Origin of the sequence: Streptomyces sp. LX-29, from assembly GCF_029541745.1 — a bacterium.
Lineage (GTDB): Bacteria > Actinomycetota > Actinomycetes > Streptomycetales > Streptomycetaceae > Streptomyces.
This window is the reverse complement of sequence record NZ_CP089746.1, coordinates 6,620,792-6,643,535: the sequence shown is the minus strand read 5'-3', so window position 1 is coordinate 6,643,535 and position 22,744 is coordinate 6,620,792. Positions and strand designations below refer to the sequence as shown.

Annotated in this window: 15 protein-coding genes, 1 tRNA gene and 1 pseudogene; 10 read left to right on the top strand and 7 right to left on the bottom strand. The window is 72.3% G+C overall.

The features are described from left to right. Position 1 precedes the first annotated feature (1 nt). The 5 genes and pseudogenes from LRS74_RS27995 to LRS74_RS27975 all read left to right on the top strand — a co-directional run bounded on the left by LRS74_RS27995 (position 2) and on the right by LRS74_RS27975 (position 4,309). A complete protein-coding gene (locus tag LRS74_RS27995) occupies positions 2-1,318 on the top strand; it encodes a hypothetical protein (protein ID WP_277743588.1) in 1,317 nt (438 codons plus the stop codon). Continuing rightward, on the top strand, positions 1,315-2,451 hold the full coding sequence (locus LRS74_RS27990) for an N-acetylmuramoyl-L-alanine amidase (protein ID WP_277743587.1): 1,137 nt from the start codon (positions 1,315-1,317) through the stop codon (positions 2,449-2,451). The genes LRS74_RS27995 and LRS74_RS27990 overlap by 4 nt, the downstream gene beginning before the upstream one ends. Before the next feature lie 192 nt (positions 2,452-2,643). Next, positions 2,644-3,641, top strand: a pseudogene (locus tag LRS74_RS27985) (IS481 family transposase). A 148-nt stretch (positions 3,642-3,789) separates the two neighbouring features. Further along, complete coding sequence (locus tag LRS74_RS27980) at positions 3,790-4,077, top strand: SDR family NAD(P)-dependent oxidoreductase (RefSeq protein ID WP_277743586.1); 288 nt, start codon at positions 3,790-3,792, stop codon at positions 4,075-4,077. Between the two features lie 100 nt (positions 4,078-4,177). Further along, a complete protein-coding gene (locus LRS74_RS27975) occupies positions 4,178-4,309 on the top strand; it encodes a hypothetical protein (RefSeq protein ID WP_277743585.1) in 132 nt (43 codons plus the stop codon). Between the two features lie 827 nt (positions 4,310-5,136). On the opposite strand, the gene LRS74_RS27970 is transcribed toward LRS74_RS27975, so the two are convergent. After that, positions 5,137-5,210 (bottom strand) — tRNA-Pro (locus LRS74_RS27970). A 168-nt stretch (positions 5,211-5,378) separates the two neighbouring features. On the opposite strand from LRS74_RS27970, the gene LRS74_RS27965 reads away from it, so the two are divergent. Further along, entirely contained in the window at positions 5,379-5,672 is a 294-nt protein-coding gene (locus LRS74_RS27965; RefSeq protein WP_277743584.1) for a YiaA/YiaB family inner membrane protein, read from the top strand. Positions 5,673-5,748: 76 nt separating this feature from the next. On the opposite strand, the gene LRS74_RS27960 is transcribed toward LRS74_RS27965, so the two are convergent. Continuing rightward, complete coding sequence (locus tag LRS74_RS27960; protein ID WP_277743583.1) at positions 5,749-6,720, bottom strand: alpha/beta hydrolase; 972 nt, start codon at positions 6,718-6,720, stop codon at positions 5,749-5,751. Positions 6,721-7,105: 385 nt separating this feature from the next. On the opposite strand from LRS74_RS27960, the gene LRS74_RS27955 reads away from it, so the two are divergent. Continuing rightward, the gene (locus tag LRS74_RS27955) at positions 7,106-10,585 is read left to right on the top strand and encodes an amidohydrolase family protein (RefSeq protein WP_277743582.1); all 3,480 of its coding nucleotides are present in this window, start codon (positions 7,106-7,108) and stop codon (positions 10,583-10,585) included. 80 nt (positions 10,586-10,665) lie between these two features. Here LRS74_RS27955 and LRS74_RS27950 read toward each other — a convergent pair whose 3' ends face one another. Continuing rightward, positions 10,666-11,574 (bottom strand): LysR family transcriptional regulator, encoded by a 909-nt coding sequence (locus LRS74_RS27950; RefSeq protein WP_277743581.1) that lies wholly within the window; start codon positions 11,572-11,574, stop codon positions 10,666-10,668. 70 nt (positions 11,575-11,644) lie between these two features. Here LRS74_RS27950 and LRS74_RS27945 point away from each other — a divergent pair, with 70 nt between their 5' ends. Continuing rightward, entirely contained in the window at positions 11,645-12,943 is a 1,299-nt protein-coding gene (locus LRS74_RS27945; RefSeq protein ID WP_277743580.1) for a TDT family transporter, read from the top strand. 403 nt (positions 12,944-13,346) lie between these two features. On the opposite strand, the gene LRS74_RS27940 is transcribed toward LRS74_RS27945, so the two are convergent. From LRS74_RS27940 to LRS74_RS27925, 4 genes are all read right to left on the bottom strand, one after another. After that, positions 13,347-14,087 carry a helical backbone metal receptor gene (locus LRS74_RS27940; RefSeq protein WP_277743579.1) on the bottom strand — a complete coding sequence of 247 codons (741 nt, stop codon included), beginning with the start codon at positions 14,085-14,087 and terminating at the stop codon, positions 13,347-13,349. A 55-nt stretch (positions 14,088-14,142) separates the two neighbouring features. After that, positions 14,143-15,750 (bottom strand): TROVE domain-containing protein, encoded by a 1,608-nt coding sequence (locus tag LRS74_RS27935; RefSeq protein WP_277743578.1) that lies wholly within the window; start codon positions 15,748-15,750, stop codon positions 14,143-14,145. A gap of 469 nt (positions 15,751-16,219) precedes the next feature. Further along, positions 16,220-18,841, bottom strand: a complete 2,622-nt coding sequence (locus LRS74_RS27930) for an ABC transporter permease/substrate binding protein (RefSeq protein ID WP_277743577.1) — start codon at positions 18,839-18,841, stop codon at positions 16,220-16,222. Continuing rightward, positions 18,834-20,108: a glycine betaine/L-proline ABC transporter ATP-binding protein gene (locus LRS74_RS27925; protein ID WP_277743576.1), complete on the bottom strand. Its 1,275-nt coding sequence runs from the start codon at positions 20,106-20,108 to the stop codon at positions 18,834-18,836. Before LRS74_RS27925 ends, LRS74_RS27930 begins: the two co-directional genes overlap by 8 nt. Before the next feature lie 313 nt (positions 20,109-20,421). Between LRS74_RS27925 and LRS74_RS27920 the strand changes: the two genes are divergently transcribed. Together LRS74_RS27920 and LRS74_RS27915 are read left to right on the top strand one after the other, a co-directional pair. Then, the gene (locus tag LRS74_RS27920) at positions 20,422-21,330 is read left to right on the top strand and encodes a 5'-3' exonuclease (protein ID WP_277744976.1); all 909 of its coding nucleotides are present in this window, start codon (positions 20,422-20,424) and stop codon (positions 21,328-21,330) included. 50 nt (positions 21,331-21,380) lie between these two features. Then, positions 21,381-22,244, top strand: coding sequence for a siderophore-interacting protein (locus LRS74_RS27915; RefSeq protein WP_277743575.1), 864 nt, complete (start codon positions 21,381-21,383; stop codon positions 22,242-22,244). Positions 22,245-22,744 lie beyond the last annotated feature (500 nt).

The following is a 22,744-nucleotide window of genomic DNA, read 5'->3' as shown; positions in this document are numbered from 1 at the left end:
CGTGTTCCGTTCACTCGCCAAGCAGTTTGGACCGGGCAGGCAAGATCAGGTGTTCCTTGTCCACCCGCTGCAACTCAGCCGCTGGCTCGACGAGGCGTGGACGGCCCCAGCGAGAGCCCCCGTTCTTGGGTCCACGTCGCCCGGCCAGTCCCCCTTCCTCGGTAGCAACACCGTCATCGCGGACCTGGCTCTTCCCGATCCGACGGCGGGGGTTCGGCCACCGCTGCCCTCAGGGATCAACCTCGCCAACCCGGATCTCTTCAACGATCGGGTGTTCATCCCCAAACCACTGATTGCCCATCAGTTGATCTACGCCTACCTCATCGAGGCCACGGGCGCATATGAGGTTCTGTCTGAGGTAGTGCGCAGACTGGCACTTGGCGAATCCCTGAACACCGTCTCCCCGGAGGGCCTCCAATGGGCCCGCGCGACCGAGGAGCTCTTCTTCCGCGATCCCCCATTGTTCACGATCGGAGGGATACACAGCCGATTCCGTCCGGACATCAGGGTCGAGACCCGACGGGCGTACTGGCTCATGTTCGGATTCGATCTGCCGCATCCGGTCCCTCCGCGTTGGGCCATGCCGGGTGGTGTGGGTGCGGCCCCGTGGAAGGTTGATATCGGAGACGGAGTCAATGTCGGGTTCAGAGACAAATGGTCCGAACTGCTACGCCAGATATGGCTCGGGGTTGAGAACCAGAACAACGGCATCGGGCCGAACCCCACCGACAGCGAATACGTGGGCTTTTTGTGCAAGGCCATCAAGGACATGCTGACCATGCGCCGACTCGGCGGAAGGTTGGCACGCGAAGAGTTCGTGCATGTCACGACGATGAGTTGGTTTCACCTCACCCTGGAGCAGGACACTCCGATCGTCAGGGACTTGAAGTGCCAAGGGTCGCACCCGTCCGACCGGCTCGCCCGGATCGCCCAGCGGATCGGAATGACTCCGGCGCCACGCGCGCGCGAACTGTTCGACCTTGCCGATCTGATGTCTGCCTTCCTGCGCTCCATCGAGCTTGGGATGTTCGACACCGGCACCCTGGCACGCTTGCTTTTCCTCCCGACGGCCGGAAATGCACAGCTGCGTGCGGACGTGAACCGCATCATCGATCTCTGGCAGTCCGCCACGGGAGACAGGGTCAAGGAGCGGCCGGCGGTGGTCGTGGGCGGGCGGCAGCAGACCAGTGCTCAGCCGCTGCGGCTGCCTGGGGCGGATCCGGGTCCGACGGTTTCAAGTCCAAGCCTGAGCCCCGAACCGTTCCAGGCTGCTGTCGGCCCGGCGAGCGGCAACGGTCAGCGCGGTGAGCGGCCATGACGGCCGGGTGGTCCGCGGCGGCCAGCAGCGATGGGTTGCTGACGCCCTTCGACCCCGAGGCTCCGGCGTGGAGCGCCGCCGAGGAAGGGCCGACGGGTCCCCCAATCTCTGCCTCGCACTGGTGGACCGAGTCACTGCCCGTCGAGCCGACCGAGACCGAAGGCGATGCCGAAGAGACCGGAGAGACCGAAGAGGATCGGGAGAGGGGAGACGCGGCCCCACTGCCGTCGGGTTTCTCCCCCCTGGCGATCAGGGCGGCCAAGCTGTGGGACGCCCGTGACCGGCCGAAACGATGGCAAGGCCGGGTCTACGGGCTCGTAGTGCACACCACGGGCGGGGGACTACCCTGCGCCGCGCATACGGCTGGCCGCTACCACACCGTTCAGGCCGTCGGCTATTACACCCGTACGCACGGCACCCACTACGTCAATGGATGGAAGGGGGCGGCCGGCGGTGATCTGCTTCAGGTCGCGAACGAGCGTGAGCAGGCCAAGGGTGTGGGCATCAGCAACCCGAATCCAGCAGCCGACCAGAGCCGCTCGATCGACCTCGACCGCTTCGAGGCCGATCTCCCGCCGGACCTGGTGAGGCGCTGGCGCGCCCGATGGCCGGGTTACCCGCACTCGCTCGCGCTGCTGCCGGAGTCCCAGCCGTCGGGAAGGCGTTCGGCCAATGCCTGTTACGTGCACGTGGAGTGCGTTCCCTGCGTCTACAGCTGCGCCGGCAAGCATGTCTCCGCCGACGAACCGCTACGTCCAGGGTTGCGATTCACCCGGGCACAGCACGACACCGTCGCACTCCTGGCCTTCGATATCGCGACGCGCAACGGCTGGCCCGCGAGTGAGCGCTGGTGGCGCAGCCCCCGGTTGCTCGGCCACGAGGACCTCACCCCGCTGACGCGGCACGACAAGCGCGGCGGCTGGGACCCCGGTTACCTTCGCAAGCAGCCGTACTTTGACTGGGAGTATGTCTACCAGGCCATCGAGCGCATCCAGCGCGGTGCGCCGGTGCCGGACCGGGAGTCGCTCTCCGGTTCCTACGAGGAGCCAGAAGAGTCAGAGGAGTCATTCTCCGATCTGTACGAGGAGCAGATGGCCGAGCCGCTTGAGGAGACGGCCGGATACAGCCGCTGACAGCTCATCCTCTGATCTTGTCCCGACCGAGGGCTTTCTCTCGGCCCCCTTGAGATCACCGCGACCAGCTAGCTGTTCTGTCCGGGGAGGTTGTGGACAGGTGACCCAGGTCTCGGCTGAGGGATCTTGAATGGGTGAGGGCCTTCCGGGTTCGGTGTGGATTGCGACGTCTACACCGACCGAAAGGCCCTCGTGCCCCACCGTAATGCACCCTGACCGAGACCGGACGCCTGCGTCTTGCCCGCTGTGTGGTCGAGGACGGCTGGCCGCTTCGACGGGCCGCCGAGCGCTTCCAGGTCTCGCCGACCACAGCCCAGCGGTGGGCCGACCGCTACCGCCGACTGGGCGAAGCCGGCCTGGCGGACCGCTCCAGCCGGCCCCACCACAGCCCCCGCCGCACTCCCACCCGCACCGAGCGACGGATCATCAAGGTCCGTTTGCTGCGCCGGTGGGGACCGGCCCGCATCGCGCACTTCCTGCACCTGGTGCCCTCCACCGTCCACCGCGTCCTCACCCGCTATCACCTGGCCCGCCTGGCCCACCTGGACCGGGCCACGGGCCGCGTGGTGCGGCGCTACGAGCGCGACCGGCCTGGAGAACTGGTCCACGTCGACATCAAGAAGCTGGGCAACATCCCCGACGGCGGCGGACACAAGGTCCACGGCAGAGCCCAGGGCGGTCGCAACAGCTCCGCACACCGCGACCCCGCACGGCCCCGCACCCGTCACGGCCGCCCCAACCTCGGCTACAGCTACCTGCACACAGCCGTCGACGACCACTCCCGCCTGGCCTACAGCGAGATCCACTCGGACGAGAAGAAAGAGACCGCCACCAGTTTCTGGCAGCGGGCCCACGCCTTCTTCGCCCAGGCCGGGATCACCGTCGAGCGGGTGCTGACCGACAACGGCTCCTGCTACCGCTCTCACCACTGGCGCGCTGCCCTGGCCACGGCTGGGATCGTCCACAAGCGCACCCGGCCCTACCGGCCGCAGACCAACGGCAAGGTCGAACGCTTCAACCGCACCCTGTTGGAGGAGTGGGCCTACGCCCGCACTTACCGCTCAGAGCGGGAACGACGCGCAGCCTTCGGCGAATGGCTACACACCTACAATCACCACCGCGGACACACCGCGCTGAAAGGCCAACCACCCGCCAGCCGCGTCCCCAACCTCACAGGGCAATACACCTAGTGCTTCGGTCGGAGCCGCTGACCTGTGGCAGCCCGCTGCCCCGTTCACTATGGCAGCGCCAGCTCCGTTGTGATCGGGTTGATCCGTGGGGTAACGGTCGCAATCCCCCCTTCGACCCGACCACCTACTTCTCTGTCGTGGAGACGCCATGTCCGGCCACCTGAACAGGCATACGGCCCTGGCCACCGGCGCCACCGGCGGCATCGGCTCGGCCATCGCCCGACGCCTCGCGGCGCACGGCGCCGCCGTCCTCCTGGCCCACCTCGACGGCCACCAGGCCGCTACCAGCCTCGCTGAGCACATCACCCACACCGGAGGCCATGCCGTACCCGTGACTGCTGACCTCCGCGACCCGGACGCCGTGCCCGGCCTTTGCCGAAACGCCCACGAGCAGCTCGGACCGATCGACGTCCTCATCAGCAACGCCGGGGCCTAACCCCGCCTGCCGTGGGCGGAGACGACCCCCGACCGATGGAACGACGCTGTGGCCATCAACCTGACCTCACTATCTCCTGACCCGCGAACTCACACCCGGCATGGCCGCCGGTGGCTGGGGACGGATCACCACGATCGGCTCCGTGCTCGCCGCCACGGGCCGCCATGATCTCTCTGGTTACATCAGCGCCAAGGCCGGCCTCGAAGGACCCACACGCGCGCTCGCCCCTTGAGCTCGGCTACACCGGCATCACCGCCAACTGTGTAGCTCCCGGCTCCATCCACGTCCCCATCAAAGACTCGGTCGTCGAAGACCCGGAAGCCATGCCCTGTCGACAGCTCGCCCGCCAATGCGTTCAGCGCGCAGACCAGCACCATGAGCCGCCCACGGCCCGCCGCAACGGAACCGCGGCCGATCTTCTGGCCCCAGCCGCTCACGCACGCCCCACGTGGCGAGGGCGTCAGTTGCGATGCACACCCCCTTCGCCCACCGCCCCCAGGGGCGAGTCGTATCCCCCATCGCATGACACCAATGACCGCGGCTGCCGGCTCACAACAGCCTCCAACACCGCTCCCACCTCGGGGAGTCAACAGAAGAAGGCCGTAGACAAGGGGCAAGACCTCATCGTGGGCCAAGCCGAAAGCCCCAGACCGCCGCCCTCGAGTGCCGCGAGCTGCCCGCATGCCTCGCCCTCCCCACCACCGGGCGCTCCCCCACCACCGAACCGGGAGCCTCACCTGGGAGCACCATCGACGGTGAACCCGTCACCGCGCCCGCCCGGACGACAAGGGGCAATTGGCTCCCGGGAACCATCCCGCACACGCGTCCGCACGCCACGACCGGGCGGCAACAGCGGCATGCGGTTGACGACCGCCCCCAACCACCGCGACCAGCCGGACACATCGACCCGATCGGATGACGGAAAAAACGGACACAGTTGACGTCTTGGGAGCATGGGAGCACGAGCGCTCCCAGAGGGCTCCCACCTGGGAGCAAACACACGTACGCCAAAGGCCGCTTCCGATGATCGGAAACGGCCTTTGACCTGCGATAACACCGTCGGGACGACAGGATTTGAACCTGCGACCCCTTGACCCCCAGTCAAGTGCGCTACCAAGCTGCGCCACGTCCCGGTGCTTGTTCGGTCCGGGGTTTTCCCCGTTCCGACCGCGCACGAGAACAATACCGCACTTCAGGGGGTGCTCGCCTCCACCCTCGAGGCGGGGAGGACGCTCAGGGCTCAGGGCGGGATGAGTAGCCGTACTCATGCGCGGCGGTCACGGGGCGAGCACGCTACGCGCATGACGACTCCATCGATTCAGCGGCCGACGACGACGGCCTTCTTCATTCAGGCGGCGATCTCGTTCGGGATCTCGCTGGCGGCCGTGGCGTACGGGATCGTGAAGCTGCCCTTGGGGACCTGGGAGCGGGCGTTCCTCGCGTTGGGGCTCGTGTTCGTCGTGACGTCGAGCTTCACGCTGGCCAAGTGCGTGCGGGACCGACAGGAGGTCGAGGAGATGACCAACCGGGTGGACAAGGCCCGGATCGACAAGCTGCTGATCGAGCAGGACGTGTTCAAGCCGGGGAACGTCTGATCACCCGGCCGCCCCCTTCATGAAGAGAACACAGAATATCGAACATAGTTTCGAATACGTAGGCGGGAGGACCCACCTATACGCGGGTCTCCAGCCATGCCAGCAGGTCCGACTCCACCTGCGCACGGTTGGTCTCGTTGAGGATCTCGTGGCGGGCGCCGGGGTAGCCCTTCCAGGTGAGGTCGCGGGTGCCGATGTAGCGGAAGTCCTCAAGCAGTTCGTAGACGAGCGTCATGCGCTGGTTGCAGGGGTCCTCGGTGCCGACGGCTATGTGCACCGGCAGGGTGGGAGGGATGCGCGCCTGGTTCCGGGGGTTGTTGATCTTGCGGACGGCCCGCACCCAGTCGAGGGACAGCCCGGCGCTGAACGGGAAGCCGCAGCGCTCGTCGGCGGCGTACGCCTCGACCGCCTCCGGGTCGCGGGAGAGCCACTCGAAGCCCGTGCCGAATTCGTACGGGTCGTTGAACAAGGCGAAGAGGGTCGGGGTGAAGGTGGACAGCGCGGTGCGGCCGCGCTCGGCTATCTCGCGTTCAATGTGGGCGGCGAGCTCGTCGATCTCCACTCCCGGGAGGGTCCGGAAGGTGCCGGAGAGCATCAGGCCGGCCAGTTCGTCACCGTGCTGCTGGGCGTAGTCGCGAGCCAGCATCGAGCCCAGGCTGTGCCCGAAGAGGACCAGCGGGGCGCCCGGGTGGTCGGCACGAGCACGGGCGCTCAGGGCGCGCAGGTCGGAGACCATCAGCCGCCAGCTGTCCTCGCCCACGACCCCGTAGCCGCCGGTCGCCTCCGCCGTCGCCCCGTGGCCGCGCAGGTCGGCGGCGACCACCACATAGCCCTCGGAGGCGAGTAATCGGGCGAAGCGGTCATAGCGCAGGGCGTACTCCGCGGCCCCGTGCACGATCTGCACGATCGCCCGGGCGGCCCCGGTTCGCTCCCGCTCCGGCTCCTCCCGTCCCGTCGCCACCCCCGGGGCCCACGTGTACGTCGCCACCCGCACCCCGTCGGGCGTCTCCAGGCAGTCGGTGCGGAAGGCGGTGTCGGTGGCTGACATGCCGTTGTCTCCTGAGTCCGATGGGTGGGGCAGGGAAGGGATCCCGGTCGGGATACCGGAAGCACACTCTCCTCATCCACGTGCTCTAAACCACAGGCCAACGCCCCCTTTGCCGCCGCCACGCGCCCAGGCCAGCGCACCCCTTCTGCCCGGACCCTGCCCCACGCCACCTCCCCGAACTCCCGCCGTCGCCCAGCCGGACTCCACCTCGGTGCCGTCAGAGTGCCGCGCGGGGCGCCGCTCCGGCTCCACCCGCCCGCGCGGTCCGGGGTTGAACGGCGGTCTCGGTGGTATGGACCGATCGAATGACCCGGGCATCACCCCCGGCCCGCAAGCCCCGCAACTCCCCCGCAACTCCCCTGCCCCTGGAGGACCGTTGGAGTCCATGCATCTGCCCGATCTGTCCCGGCGGCGGTTCCTGCAGGCCGCCGCCGGGACCGCCGCCACGGCCGGCGCGACGGTCGCCCTGCCACTCGACACGGCCTCGGCCACCACCGGCGCGGCACGCCGGGGGACGGTGCGGACGCTGTCCTTCCGCGCGGCCACCAACGGGGCCGCGACGCTCTCGCCCGCAGGCGACCGGGTGATCGCGGAGGTGCAGAACGTGCTGTGGTCGATCCCCCGCAAGGGGGGTGCCGCCACCGCGCTCACGCCGGCCGATCTGGAGCCCACCCGCCCGGTGTTCTCCCCGGACGGCTCCCTGGTCGCCGTCTGCGCGTACCGGGGCGGCGGATTCCACATCTGGACGATACGGCCGGACGGCAGCGGTCTGCGCCAGGTGACGGACGGGCCCTGGGACGACCGCGGGCCCGCCTGGTCGCCCGACGGCACGCGGATCGCCTTCGCCTCCGAGCGCGGCGGCGACCCGGTGGCCGGCAGCCCCTACCGGGTGTGGGTGCTGGAGCTCGCCGGCGGGCGGCTGACCCGGCTCACCGGGGTGGCCGGGCAGGAAGGTCCCCTCCAGGACGGCGCCTGGGAGGACTTCGATCCGGTCTGGTCGGCCGACGGCGAGCGGGTGCTCTTCGTCCGGGGCCAGGTGGTCGGCGGTGCCCTCCAGGCCCGTACGGTCGCGTCCGTGGCGGCCGACGGCGGTGGGCCCGTGCGGATCGAGCACATGGAGACGACGGCCGGCACCCAGGTGCTGCTCCCCGCCGTGGCCCCCGGCGGGCGGCTGGCCTATCTCCGCACCACGCCCGCGCCCGCGGCCTCCTGCTCGCTGGTCGTCGACGGGGTCACGGTGCCGGTGGAGGGCGATGTGGAGCCGGTGCCGCCGCGCTGGGTGTCGGCGGACGAGCTGCTGCTGACCGTCGACGGACGGTTCCGGATCATGAAGCTCGCACCGGCTCGACCCGAGGGCGGTGCCCAAGCCGATGCCCATGCCCAGGGCGATACCCAAACCCATGTCCAGGGCGGTGCCCAGGCCGATGCCCGGGGCGGTGCCCAAGCCCATGCCCACGCCGATGCCCGGGCCGAGGCGAACGCCCAGGGGAACGTCCAGGGCCGCGCCGCGTTTCCCGCCGACGCGACACCGGAAGCCCGCAGGAGCGCCGAGGCGGAAGCCCGCAGGACGGTCACCGGGACCGCGCGCGCCGCCGCGCCGATCATCGTCGAGACCATCCCGTTCACGGCCACCCTCCCCGTCGACCGGCCCCGCTACCGGGTCAAGCGGTACGACGTGGAGGGCGGCGGGGTACGGCCGGTCCAGGCGCTGCACCTGCCCGCGCTCTCCCCTGACGGGCGCCAGGTGGCGTTCGCCGCGCTCAACTCGCTGTGGGTCGCGGACGTGGCCGGCGGTCGCGCTCCGCGGCGCGTCGTGCGGGCCGATCCGACCCGCTATGTGCTCGGCCCCTCCTGGACCCGGGACGGCAGGGCGCTGCTGTACGTGGACGACCGGGACGGGCTGCTCGCCGTGCGCCGTAGGGAGCTGGCCGACGGCTCGGAGGCCGTGCTCGCGGACGGAGGCCGGGTGCACCCGGCGCTCTCCCCCGACGGCGCTCGGCTCGCCGCGATCGACATGTCCGGCAACCTGGTCGTCCGCGAGCTGGCCGACGGTACGGAGCGGGTGCTGGCCGCGCCGCTCGGCGGCGGCGGGCTGCCGGGACGCCCCAGCTGGTCACCCGACGGCAGGTACGTCGCGCTCTGCGATCGAAACCGCCTGAACCAGCGGTTTCGCGAGGGCTACAACCTCATCCGGATCGTCGACGCCGACACCGGCGCCTCCCGGCTGCACGCCCTCGCCCCGCACGTCTCGATCTCCGACCGCTATGACTCCGGGCCCGTCTGGTCGCCCGACGGGCGGCGGTTCGCGCTGATCGCCGAGTCCGCGCTCTGGGTCCTGCCGGTGAGGCCGGACGGTACGCCCGAGGGGGAGCCGCGCCGGCTCACCGACGAGGCCGCCGACCATCCCTCCTGGTCGGGAGATGGCCGACGGCTGCTCTACCTGTCCGCGGGCCGGCTGCGGCTGATGGACGTGGCCACGGGCACGGCCCGTACCGTGCGCGTCCCCTTCGATCACCGCCGGCCCCGGCCCGCCGACACCGTCGTCCACGCCGGAAGGTTCTGGGACGGCACCGGGAACACGGTCCGCGAGGACGTCGACGTCGTGGTGCGGGGCGGGCGGGTGGCCGCCGTCGAGCCGCACCGGGCCGGGCGCGCGGCGGGGCGCCGCCTGGACGCCTCGGCCCACACGGTGCTCCCGGGCCTGTGGGACGCCCATACGCATCCCTGGCAGTACACCTACGGCGGCCGGCAGTCGGCGCTCCAGCTCGCCTACGGCATCACCACGGCGGTCTCCCTGGGCGGGTTCTCCTATGAGCAGGCACGGCTCCGGGAGGCGGTGGCGGCCGGAGTGCTGGCCGGTCCCCGGCTGCTGACCTGCGGCGAGCTGCTGGACGGGCCGCGCGTCGCGTACAGCATGGGGCGGGCGCACCGCACCCGCGCGGGGCTGCGCCGCTCGCTGGAGCGGGGCGCGGCGCTGGACTGGGACTTCGTCAAGACCTACGTCCGCGCGCCCGGCTGGGTGATGGAGGAGGCGGCGCGTTTCGCGCACGAGCGGCTCGGAGTGCGCACCGGAAGCCATCTGTGCTCGCCCGGCGTGCAGCTCGGCCAGGACCTGACCACCCACCTCCAGGCGACCCAGCGGCTGGAGTACGGGCATGCGACCAGCGCGTCCGGTCGTGCGTACCAGGACCTCACGGAGATCTACACCGGGGCGGGCTTCCGGCTCATCGCCACGCCGTTCACCGCCCTGCCGCTCATCGGCGCCGACCCCGCCCTGGCCGAGGACGCGCGGGTCACCCGGCTGATGCCGCCCTGGGACACCGCTCAGGTGAGTCAGCTCGCCGGGACGCCACCGACCGACGCCCAACTGGCCACGCTGCGCACCGAGATCGGGATCTACCGAAACGCCCTGGACGGGGGCGGGCTCGTCGCCCTGGGCACCGACGCGCCCCTGGTGCCGGTCGGGCTCCATCTCCATCTGGCGCTGCGGGCGCTGCACCGCTACGGCTTCTCGGCGGTCGAGGCGCTGCGCACCGCCACCGTGCTCCCCGCGCGGGTCTTCGGTGCCGAACGCGACCTGGGCAGCCTGGAGGTGGGCAAGGTCGCGGATGTGACGGTCGTGGACGGGGACCCGTTCACCGACTTCGACTCGCTGGTGCGGACGGTGTCGGTGTTGCGCGGCGGGGTGCCGTACGCGCGGCGCGATCTGGTCGGCGCGTTCCCCGCCTCCGTGAAGGGCACGCCGCCGCCCCTCGGTCCCCGCACGCCTCGCGCGGAGGCCCTCGGGGAGCGGGAGGAGCGGGAGCGCTGGCTGGAGGTGGGGCGCAGGCTGCGCCGCGACACGTGCTGCGACCTGGAGGGCTGACGGGCGGGGTAGCCCCCGGGCCGGGAGCCCGGGGGCACCGCCGGGCTCCCGGAACGCCGGCGCCCCCGGTCCTCGCGGGTTCAGCCGCGCGTCAGCCCCAGCAGATCGCGGGCCGGGCCCGTCGGGCGTTGTCCGGCGGGCCACACGGCGCGGAGGTCGCGGCTCAGGTGGACGCCGGCCACGGGGATCTCGGTCAGGCGCCGGGCCGCCAGCTCCTCCCGGATGGCGAGACGGCTCAGCACGGCGGGTCCGGCGCCGCTGATCGCGGCGGCCTTGACGGCGGTGGTGGAGGCGAGTTCGAGCAGCGGGTCGGCGAGGCCGCCGTGGGCCGCGAGGGCGGCGTCGAGGACCTGGCGGGTGCCGGATCCCCGCTCGCGGAGCACCAGCGGGGTGGCGGCGAGTTCACCCGGGGCGAGGTCACCGCGGCGGCGCGCCCACGGGTGGGTGGGGGCGGTGACCACGGCGAGCCGATCATGCCCGATCACCGCGCCGTCCAGTCCCCGCGGCACATCGAGCCCCTCCACGAACCCCAGGTCGGCCGCGCCGTCGAGCAGCCGTTCCGCGACCGCGGCCGAGTTCCCGGTGAGCAGCGAGACCGCGGTGCCGGGGCGGAGCTCGCGCAGCGCGATCAGCCAACCGGGCAGCAGATACTCGGCGATCGTCATGCTGGCCGCGACCCGCAGCCGGGAGTCACGGCGGTCGCGCAGGGCGTGTACGCCCGCGTCGAACGCCTCGGCCGCCTCCACGATCGGCCGCGCCCAGTCGGTGACCAGGGCGCCGGCCTCGGTGAGCCGCGAGCCGCGCGGTGAGCGTTCGACGAGGGCCAGGCCGAGCTGGCGCTCCATGGAGCGGATGCGGCTGCTCGCGGCGGGCTGGGTGATGCCCAGCTCCCGGGCGGCCCGCCCCAGGCTGCCCAGCCGGGCGACGGCGAGCAGCAGCTCCAGCGCCCCCAGGTCGGGGACGCGGTGCGCCACGGGATGAGCGGTCATAAACCCAGTTTATGTGCCCATAGAACCGTCGTCCCTGGTGGCGGGGGCGGGCGCCGAGCAGGGTGGGAGCATGAGCGTCCTCGCGCCTCCAGGCGCCCTGCCCCGCACCACCCGCACCGCCCCCGCCCGCCGGCACCGCCCGCGGGCGTCCGTACGCCATCTCGGGCCGAACTGGTACGCGGTGGTCATGGGCACGGCGATCGTGGCGAACGCCGGGGGGGCGCTGCCGGTCCGCGTGCCCCGCGCGGAGCCGGTGTTCGTCGCCGTCTGGGCGCTCTCCGCGCTCGCGCTGCTGGTGCTGCTCGCCGCGCGGGCGGCGCACTGGCTGCGCCATCGCGACCAGGCGCGGGCCCATCTGCTCGATCCGACGATCGCGCCCTTCTACGGGTGCCCGCCGATGGCGCTGCTCGCGGTCGGCGCGGGTGCGCTCGCCGTGGGCGGGGACGTCCTCGGCCCCTCGGCGGCCGTCACGGCCGGTGCGGTGCTCTGGTCGGCCGGGTCGCTGACCGGCCTGGTGGCGGCGGTCGGCGTTCCGTATCTGATGATCGCCCGGCACCGGATCGCTCCCGGCGACGCCTCTCCGGTGTGGCTGCTGCCCGTCGTGGCGCCCATGGTGGCGGCCGCGACCGGCCCCGCGCTGGCGGCGCACCTCCCGCCGGGACAGGGGCGTTCGGCGCTGTTGCTGGGCTGCTGCGCGATGTTCGGGATGAGCCTGCTGGCGACGCTGCTGATCCTGCCCGCCGTCTTCGCGCGCCTGGTGCACCGCGGCCCGCTGCCCCTGGTCCTCTCCCCCGCCCTGTTCCTCGTCCTGGGGCCGCTCGGGCAGTCCACCACGGCCGGCGCCCAACTGGCCGACGCTGTACACGGCACGCCCTTCGGCTCGTACGCCGCCTACGCCTCGGTGGCGTACGGCGCGCCCGTGCTGGGCTTCGCGCTGCTGTGGCTGGCGCTGGCCGGTGCGCTGGTGGTGCGGGCCGTGCGGCGCGGGATGCCGTTCGCGATGACCTGGTGGGGCTTCACCTTCCCGGTCGGCACCTGCGTGACCGGCGCGGCGGGCCTCGCCCGGCACACCGGAGTGCACGCGGTGGGCTGGCTGGCCGTGGGGCTCTACGGCCTGCTGCTGGCCGCCTGGGCGATGGTGGCCGTCCGTACGGGGCTCGGGCTCGCTCGCGGCACGCTGCTCGCTCCGGGAGGCGCCCCCGGCGCCGCGACGACTCCGCCAGAGCGCGGGGACACCACTGTGGAGGCCGAGCCCGGGGCGGGCTCTGCGGCGCCGCAGCCCGACCCCGCGGCCGCGACGATTCCGCCCGGGCCCGCCGCCGGGGCTCCCCGACCCGAGCCCGTGGGCGCCGCCCACACCCGAGGCTGAACACAGCCCCCGCGCGGGACGCCGCGCCCGACCACGAGCACGATCCCGCACCCGCCCGGTCCTCCGCATCCGCCCCCGCCCCCGCCCCCGCGTCCACCGCGCCCGCCGCGGCCAGCGCGTCCCCCGCGGCCGGCGCGTCCGCCTCGGCCGGCGTGCTCAGCGCGCCGCTGCCAGGGCCACGACGACTCCGCCCGGGCCCGCCGCCGGGGCTCCCCGACCCGAGCCCGTGGGCGCCGCCCGCACCCGAGGCTGAACACAGCCCCCGCGCGGGGCGCCGCGCCCGACCACGAGCACGATCCCGCACCCGCCCGGTCCTCCGCATCCGCCCCCGCCCCCGCGTCCACCGCGCCGGTCGCGGCCACCGCGTCCCCCGCGGCCGGCGCGTCCGCCTCGGCCGGCGTGCTCAGCGCGCCGCTGCCAGGGCCGCGCCGAGGACACGCGGCGCCTCCACCAACGACGGCCCGTACCAGGTGAGATGGCGGCCGCTGACGAGGGCGGCGGGTACTCCGGGGAACGCCTCCGGGCCGTCGTCGGCGGTGAACCGGTACGGCTCGTCGGGGAGCACCACCAGATCGGCCCCGGCCGCGTTCAGCTCGTCGAGCGGGACACGCGGATAGCGCTCGGCGTGGTCACGGTAGAGGTGCTCCACGCCGAGACGAGCCAGCAGATCGCCGGCGAAGGTGTCCCGGCCGAGCACCATCCAGGGCCGGCGCCACACCGGCACGACGGCGCTCCGCGCGGGCGCGGCGCCAGGCCGCACCTCGCGCCACGCCGCCCGCGCGGCGTCCAGCCAGTCGGGGCGGGGCAGCCCGCAGCCGCGCACCAGCACCCGCTCCAGCTCCTGGAACGCCTGCTCCAGGGTGCGGACCTCGGTGACGAGCACCTCGAGCCCGGCCGCGCGGAGCGCCGCCAGGTCGGGCTCGCGGTTCTCCTCCTCGTTGGCGATGACGAGGTCGGGCGCGAGCTCGGCGATCCGCGCGGTGTCGGGGTTCTTGGTCCCGCCGATGCGCTCCGCGCGGAGCTCGGCCGGATGACTGCACCAGTCGGTCACCCCGACCAACGCCTCCGGCGCGCTGGCCGCCACGGCCTCAGTGAGCGAGGGGACGAGGGACACCACGCGCCGTACGGGAGTGTGACCGGTCATCGCCCCACCGTACGGCGCCGCGTGCCGTCGGCACATCGGGCCCCCGGCCCCTCGGCTACGGGGCGACAGTGGCCCCGGCGGGCGGCTCCTCCCACGGCCAGGCGGCCCGGCCGCCACCCTCCGACAACATCCCCACCATGGTGAACAGCTTGTCGCTGAAGCCGCCGATCTCGTAGCGATGGGACCGCGTGGTGTCGATCGACGCGGGCGCGTAGCCCGTGGTGTTGACGCCGAACATCGGGACGTGGGCCGGGATCGCGTCCGAGACCGCGTGGGAGCGCCCACCGCTCCAGTCGGTGAACGCCTGCATGTCGGAGACGATGACGACCCGGTCGTGCCCGTCGTAGGCGGCGCGCAGCGCGGCGACGGTCTCGGTGCCATGTCCGACCTCGCCGATCCGCGCGCAGAACGCCTCGATGTCGCGCAGCACCGAGCCTCCCCGCGGCTTCAGCCGGTGGGTGAAGTGCTTGGAGGCGAAGCCCACCAGGTCGACGGCGCAGCCGCGGTGGGCGAGAGCGACCCCGAAGAGGGCGCCGACGTCCACGTGGCGCATCTCCGATCGCGCGGAGACTCGGCACGTCATGGAGCCGGAGGTGTCGACCAGGACCAGGGTCCTGCCCGGCAGCTCCGGGATGTGGCCGGTGGCCGCCGTCAGCGCGCGGTCCAGGGCGTGGCCCCAGCGCTGCGACGGCGCGGCCCGGTAGGCGGAGAGGAAGCGGTACGGGAACTGCCGGGACCGGGCGACCTCGTCCGGGTCGGCCAGGCGCGCGGCGAGCCGCTCGGCGACCGCGTCCGGCACCCCGGCCTCGTCCAGGTTGCGCAGGTTGCGGAGGGCCGCCATGTAGCCCATGGAGGGGAGCACGGCCTGCCAGGCGGTGGCGTCCATCGGCCCCTGGAGCCAACCCGCCAGCGCCTCCCAGGTCATGCCGGCGCGCGCCAGCCGCTCGGTGGCGTCCGGCCGCTCCAGTACCGGGCGCCGCTCCGCCACCGGCAGGGCCATGAGCTCCGCGCGGGCGCGCAGGGTGCGCAGCGGCTCCGGCGGGGTCGTGTCCCGTCCGTGCCGCCGATCCAGAGCGTGCCGGAACAGCTCGCCCTGCCATGGCTTGTCCGGGTGGGGCGCGGCGTGCACCAGCTCCAGGACGTCGGCGAAGCGGAAGCCGTGGCTGGCGGTGTCGTACTTCAGCAGCGACCGCTCGGTGTAGAGCCGGCGGACGGCGTCGGCGAGGCCGCGCTTGACGGGCTTGGGCACCGCACGGCCGTGCCGGCCGATCCAGTAGGCGAGCAGTTCGCCGGGCTCGTCGGCGCGCTGGCACGCGGCGTCGATGATGCGGCGGTTGTCGCCGTGCAGCCCGGCCGCCACGCGTGCGAACACGGCCTCGGCGGCGGCGACCAGCGACGCGGAGCGCATCTGGGCCTCGCCGCGCAGCCAGCCGACGAAGCGGGCGGTCCAGTCGCCGTCCTCGACGGCGACCTCGTGCACCAGGGTGCGGAAGCGGTCGTCGCGCTCGTCGGCCGTCTCGTAGAAGGTCTGCTCGCCGACCATGTTGACCACGGCGAGCAGCACCAGCTCGGAGCGGCGGTCGCGGGTGACGGCGGCGCCGCCCTCGTAGGTGACGGTGCTCGCGCCGGGCGTCTTCGCGCGGCCGCGGTTGAACTTGCTCATTTCTCCCCCGAATCGCCCCCTGCGGGGCCGTGCAGCGGGGAGGCGACGTCGGCACACCGGAGCGCCCGAGGTCTCGGTAGGCGGCGGACAGGGCTTCGGGAAGAAGTAACCGCCGCCGGCGCACCGGGCGCTCCGGTGCCGTGCGCGCCTCCCGAGATCAAGAGTCGACGACGGTACGTTTCCGCCCCGCACGCGGCGGGGCGGCTCAGGATTCGAACCTAAAAGAGCCGAAGTAACCGTCGTCTTCGCACCGGGAGGTGCGTTCACGGATACGACGGTACGGGGTGGCGGCGTCAGCCGTCATCCGGTTTTCCCCTTCCGGCGGCCGCGGCCCATCAGGCCGGTGACGCGCGGAGCCCCGCCCCCGGCGTGGGGCCGGGGGCGGGGCTCTCGTACGGGGCCGACGCGGCCCGCCGGAGGGTCCGCCGTACGGGACGGCGCGCGGTCCGGCGGACGGCCCGGCGGGGTGTCAGGACGCCACCGGCGCCAGGGTGTCGACCATGCCCGGGTGGGCGTCCATCCAGCGGCGGGCGGACTCCTTCTCCTTGCCCTTGCCGCCCTTCTGGATCTCTGCCTCCAGGGAGGCGAGCTGCTCCTCGCTCAGCTTGAAGTCCTTCAGCCAACGGTGGAACTCGGGGAAGTCCTCGGCGAAGTCCTTCTTGGCCACGGTGTGGATCTTCTCGCCCTGGCCCCAGGCGCCCTTGGGGTCACCGAGCTTCTTGAGGTCGTACGTGCTGTAGGCCCAGTGCGGGGACCACAGGGTGACCACGACCGGCTCCTTCTTCTTGATCGACCGGTCCAGCTCCGCCAGCATCGACGAGGTGCTGGAGGCGACCACCTTGTACTCGCCGTCCAGCCCGTACTCCTTGAGCACCTTGTCGTTCAGGGTCCCCATCATCCCGGCGCTGGCCTCGATGCCGATGATCTTCCCCTTGAAGGTGGACCCCTTGCCCTTCAGGTCCTCCAGGGAGTCGATCCCCTTCACATACGAGGGCACCGACAGCTCCAGCGACGTCGGGCCGTACCACGAGCCGAGGTCGGCGAGGCGGTCGCCGTACTTGTCCATGTACTGCTTGTGGGTGGTGGGCAGCCAGGAGTCGAACTGGACGTCCATCTGGCCCTGCGCCAGGGCGGTGTAGAGCGGTCCGGGATCGAGCTGCTTGACCGAGGGCTTGTAGCCGCGGTCCTCCAGGACGTTCTGCCACAGGTAGGTGGCGGCCACGGCCTCGTCCCACGGGAAGTAGCCGAGGTCCACCTTCTTGCCCGCGTCACGCCCCTGCTTCTTGGCGCCGCCGGGCACCGGGGCCCATCTGTCCACGGCGCCGGGGTGCTCCTTCAACCAGGCGCGGACGGCCTGCTGCTCCCTGCCCTTGCCGGCGTCCTGGATCCGCTGTTCCAGGCCGGTGAGCTGCGCCTCGGACATCCGGAAGTCGCGCAGCCAGCGTGCGACCGTCGGCTCCTTGGCGGCGAAGCCGTCAGAGGCGATGGTGTGCACCCGGTCGCCCTTGCCCCAGGCGCCCTTGGGGTCACCGAGCTTCTTCAGGTCGTACTTGCTGTAGGCCCAGTGCGGGGACCACAGGGTGACGACGACCGGCTCCTTCTTCTTGATCGACCGGTCCAGCTCCGCCAGCATCGACGAGGTGCTCGACGCCACCACCTTGTATTCGCCGTCCAGCCCGTACTCCTTGAGCACCTTGTCGTTCAGGATGCCCATCATCCCGGCGCTGGCCTCAATGCCGATGATCTTCCCCTTGAAGGTGGACCCCTTCCCCTTCAGGTCCTCCAGGGAGTCGATCCCCTTCACATACGAGGGCACCGACAGCTCCAGCGACGTCGGGCCGTACCACGAGCCCAGGTCCTCCAGCTTGTCGCCGTACTTGTCCCAGTAGTTCTGGTGGGTGGTCGGCAGCCAGGCGTCCGTCTGGAAGTCGACGTCGCCGCGGGCGAGACCGGAGTAGAGCGGGCCGGCGTCGAGCTGCTTGAGGGACGGCTGGTAGCCGCGCTGCTCCAGCAGCTCCTTCCAGAGGTAGGTGGAGGCGATGCCCTCGTCCCACGGGATGTAGCCGATGTCGAGCTGCCGGCCGTGGCCGACGTCGCCGCTCGCCGCCGCGTCCTCGGTGTCGCCGGAGTTGGCGAGGTTCATGCCACCGGCGATGAGCGCGAGGACGACCACGCCGACCGTGGCGACCGCGGTACCGGGGCGGTAGTTCCAGAGTCGCGCGCCGCGCATCGAGGCGGCCGCCTTGGCCATGGCTCGGCGGCCGAGCGGGGAGACCCGCTGGTTCAGCGCGCCGGTGGTGCGGTCCAGGTAGATGGCCAGGACCACCACGGCCAGGCCGCTCTCCACGCCGGCGCCGACGTCGACCTGGGTGACGGCGGCGTAGACGGTCCCGCCGAGGCCCTCGGCGCCCGACATGCCGGCGATGACCACCATGGACAGCGCGAGCATGATGACCTGGTTGATTCCGGCCATGATCGTGGGCAGGGCGAGCGGCAACTGGACCCGGAGCAGGGTGTCGCGCGGGCTGGTGCCGAACGCCTGCGCCGCCTCCACCAGCTCGCCGTCGACCTGGCGGATGCCGAGCTCGGTCATGCGCACGCCGGGCGGCATCGCGAAGACGATGGTGGCGATCAGGCCGGGGGTGATGCCGATGCCGAAGAACATCACGCCGGGCAGCAGATAGACGAAGGCGGGCATCGTCTGCATCACGTCGAGCACCGGCCGCAGCAGTCCGCTGACCGCGCGGCTGCGGGCCGCCCAGATGCCCAGCGGCACCGCCAGGGCGATGGTGATGACGCTCGCCACGAGCACCAGCGACAGCGTGGCCATCGCCTCGTCCCAGAGCGTGAAGGAGTCGACCAGGGCGAAGCCCGCGAAGGCGAGCACGGCGGCGGCCGGGCCGCGCAGCCAGAGCGCGACGATCGTGAAGATGCCGGCCATCAGCAGCGGTTCGGGCGCGCCGAGGGCCGAGTCGACGCCGTCGTACATGCCGGTGAGGACGGAGTTGATGACGTCGAAGAGCCAGCTGAGGTGCTCCTGCAGCCAGGTCACGCCGTCCTCGACCCAGCGTCCGAGTTCGAGCCTAGGCACCGGCGATCACCTTGCCCTCGTCGTCGCCGGCGCTCCCGGCGGCTTCCGTGCCCTTCGCCGCCGCGAACCGCGCTTCCGTGCCGTTCGCTTCCGTGGCCTTCGTTTCGGTGCCCTTCGTTTCCGTGTCCTCCGTACGCTCCGGCTCCCTCGCGGCGGGAACGGTCGACGCGGGGGCCGGCTCGGCCTCGGAGTCGCCGGCCGGTTCCGGCTCGCCCAGCGCCGCGAACAGCCGCTCGCGGGTGACCACTCCGACGAGGGTGCCGTCCTCGTCCGTCACGGCGACGGCGACGGCGCTGCGCGAGCAGGGGGTGAACAGCTCGATGACCGGGGTGTCGGCGGCGACCCGGGCCGGCGTCGCGGCCAGCACGTCGGCGGCCGTACGGAGCTCCGTGCCGTCGTCGGCCGCGGTGCCCAGCACCGTCCCCACCGGGGCCATGATCGCTCCAGCGGTGAGCACCCGGCTGCGGTCCACGTCCTGGATGAACGAGGCGACGTAGTCGTTGGCCGGGGTGGTGAGGATGTCCTCGGCGGAGCCGGTCTGGACGATCCGGCCGTCCCGCATCACCGCGATCTGGTCGCCCAGCCGCATGGCCTCGTTCAGGTCGTGGGTGATGAAGACGATGGTCTTCTTGAGCCGCTTCTGGAGCTCCAGCAGCTGGTCCTGCATGTCACGCCGGATCAGCGGGTCCAGGGCGCTGAAGGACTCGTCCATCAGCAGCAGGTCGGCGTCGGTGGCCAGCGCGCGGGCCAGCCCCACCCGCTGCTGCATGCCGCCGGAGAGCTCGTCGGGCCAGGACTTCTCCCAGCCGGCGAGGCCGACCAGGGCGAGCGCCTCGGCCGCCCGGCGCTCCCGCTCGGCGCGCGGGACGCCCTGCACCTCCAGGCCGTATCCGGCGTTCTCCAACACGCTGCGGTGGGGGAAGAGCGCGAAGTGCTGGAAGACCATGCTGATCTTCTGCGAGCGCACCCGGCGCAGCTCGCGCGGGGTGAGCGCGGTCAGGTCCTGGCCGTCGAAGAGCACACGTCCGGAGGTCGGCTCCAGCAGCCCGTTGAGCATGCGCAGCAGGGTCGACTTCCCGGAGCCGGACAGCCCCATCACGACGAAGATCTGGCCGGCCTCGACGGCGAACGACGCGTCGATCACGGCTGCGGTCGTCCCGTCGTTGCGCAGCTGGTCGCGGTCGGCCCCGTCCTGGAGCCGTCTCACCGCCTCTTCCGGTCGTCTGCCGAACACCTTGTACAACCGCTCGGCTCGCAGCCTGGACACATACACCTCTTCGGTCGCAGAAAAACGACCTGCCGCCCCCGCCGGCAGGTCGTGGAGCGGCACGGCATCGGCCCGCGTGGCCCGTCGTGGCGCCAGAAATCTGGCCGAAACGGGTCCGCTCCGCGGGCGCGCCTGCCCGGGATCATTCGGGGTAAACGCCGCCGTGACCCGCTTCACAGCCGTGTCGTGAACGCCACCCAGGGATGCACCTCGCACTTCCCACGCTGTCGAACCCCCGGCGGCGTGCGGGCCCGGCGGATGTCCGGTGACCGTCCGTGGCATGCGGCATGATCGAGGCGTGACGCGACGCCTGATGCTCCTCGACACCGCCTCCCTGTACTTCCGGGCCTACTTCGGGGTGCCCGACTCGGTCCGGGCCCCGGACGGCACCCCGGTCAACGCCGTGCGCGGGCTGCTCGACTTCGTCGCCCGGCTGGTCCAGGACCACCACCCGGACGACCTGGTCGCGTGCATGGACTTCGACTGGCGTCCGCAGTGGCGGGTCGACCTCATCCCCTCCTACAAGGCGCACCGGGTCGCCGAGGAGACGCCGAGCGGCGTGCCGGACGAGGAGGAGGTGCCGGACACCCTCGCCCCGCAGGTGCCGGTGATCGACGAGGTGCTGGACGCCGTCGGCATCGCCCGGGTGGGCGCGGCCGGCTACGAGGCGGACGACGTGATCGGGACGCTCACCGCGCGGGCGTCCGGCCCGGTGGACATCGTCACCGGCGACCGCGACCTGTACCAGCTGGTGGACGACCGACGTGGGGTGCGGGTGCTGTATCCGGTCAAGGGCGTGGGCACGCTCCAGGCGGTGGACGAGGCGGTGCTGCGGGAGAAGTACGGCGTCGACGGCCCGGGGTACGCGGATCTGGCGCTGCTCCGCGGCGACCCCAGCGACGGCCTGCCGGGCGTGCCCGGCATCGGCGAGAAGACCGCCGCCAAGCTGCTGGCCGGCTATGGCGACCTGGCCGGGATCATGGCCGCGGTCGACGATCCGGCGTCGAAGCTGACTCCCGCGCAGCGCCGGCGGCTGGACGAGGCGCGGCCGTACCTCGCGGTCGCGCCGCGGGTGGTGCGGGTGGCCTCCGATGTCGCCCTGCCCGCCGCGGACCCGACGCTGCCGCGCGTCCCGCGCCACCCCGAGGCGCTGGACGTGCTCGCCCATCGGTGGGGGTTGGGCGGGTCACTGCAGCGGTTGCTCGACACGCTCCAGGGGTGACCTGTTAGGTTAGGTAAACCTAACTTATTTCCTGGAACGGGGAGGTAGCCGTGGCTGACCGTCCGGCACGCAAGAAGCCTCAGGTCCACCGCGCCCGGGTGGTGCGCACGGAGCGCCTGACGCCGCACATGGTCCGTGTCGTGCTGGGCGGCGAGGGTCTCGGCGCGTTCGTCGCGGGCGAGTGCAGCGACCACTACGTCAAGCTGCTCTTCCCGGTGGAGGGCGTCAGCTACCCGGAGCCGTTCGACATCGCCCGCATCCGCGAGGAGTTCCCGCGCGACCAGTGGCCCCGGACCCGCACGTACACCGTGCGCGCCTGGGACCCGGCCGCGCGCGAGCTGACCGTGGACTTCGTGGTCCACGGCGACGAGGGGCTGGCGGGGCCGTGGGCGCTGCGCGCCACCCCGGGACAGGAGATCAGCCTGCTCGGCCCCGGCGGGGCGTACCTGCCCAGCGAGGAGGCCGACTGGCATCTGCTCGTGGGCGACGAGAGCGCGCTGCCCGCGATCGCCGCCTCCCTGGAGCGGGCCCCCTCCGGCGTGCCGGTGCGGGCCTTCATCGAGGTCGCCGGCCCGGAGGAGGAGCAGAAGCTCACCGTGCCGGACGGGGCGGAGGTCGTGTGGCTGCACCGCGGCGCCGCGCCGGTCGGCGAGGCGCTGGTCGAGGCGGTGCGGAATCTGGAGTTCCTGCCGGGCCAGGCACATGTCTTCGTCCACGGCGAGGCCGGCTTCGTCAAGGAGCTCCGCCGTCATCTGCGGATCGAGCGGGAGGTCCCGCGCGAGTGGCTGTCGATCTCCGGCTACTGGCGGCGCGGTCACGACGAGGACGGCTGGCAGGCGTCCAAGCCCACGTGGAACGCGCAGGTGGAAGCCGAGCAGGAGGGCGGCACGGCGGACGCGCGGACCGCGGCGTAACTTCCGCGCATCACGCGGACACGTGGGCCGCGGCCTGGCGTACGCGCATCGCGCCGACGCACGGACCGCGGCCTCACGCACGCGCATCGTCTCGCACAGACGGACCGCGGCCTGGCACACGCACGTCGCGCCGACGCACGGACCGCGGCCTGACGCACGCACGTCGCGCGGACGCACGGACCGCGGCGTAACCCCCGCGCACCGCGTGGACAGACGGGCCGCGGCCTCACGCACGCGCATCGTCTCGCACAGACGGACCGCGGCCTGACGCACGCACATCGCGTCGACGCACGGACCGCGGCCTGACGCACGCACGTCGCGCGGACGCACGGACCGCGGCGTAACCCCCGCGCACCGCGTGGACAGACGGGCCGCGGCCGCACGCACGCGCATCGTCTCGCACAGACGGACCGCGGCCTGACGCACGCACATCGCGTCGACGCACGGACCGCGGCGTAACCCCCGCGCACCGCGTGGACAGACGGGCCGCGGCCTCACGC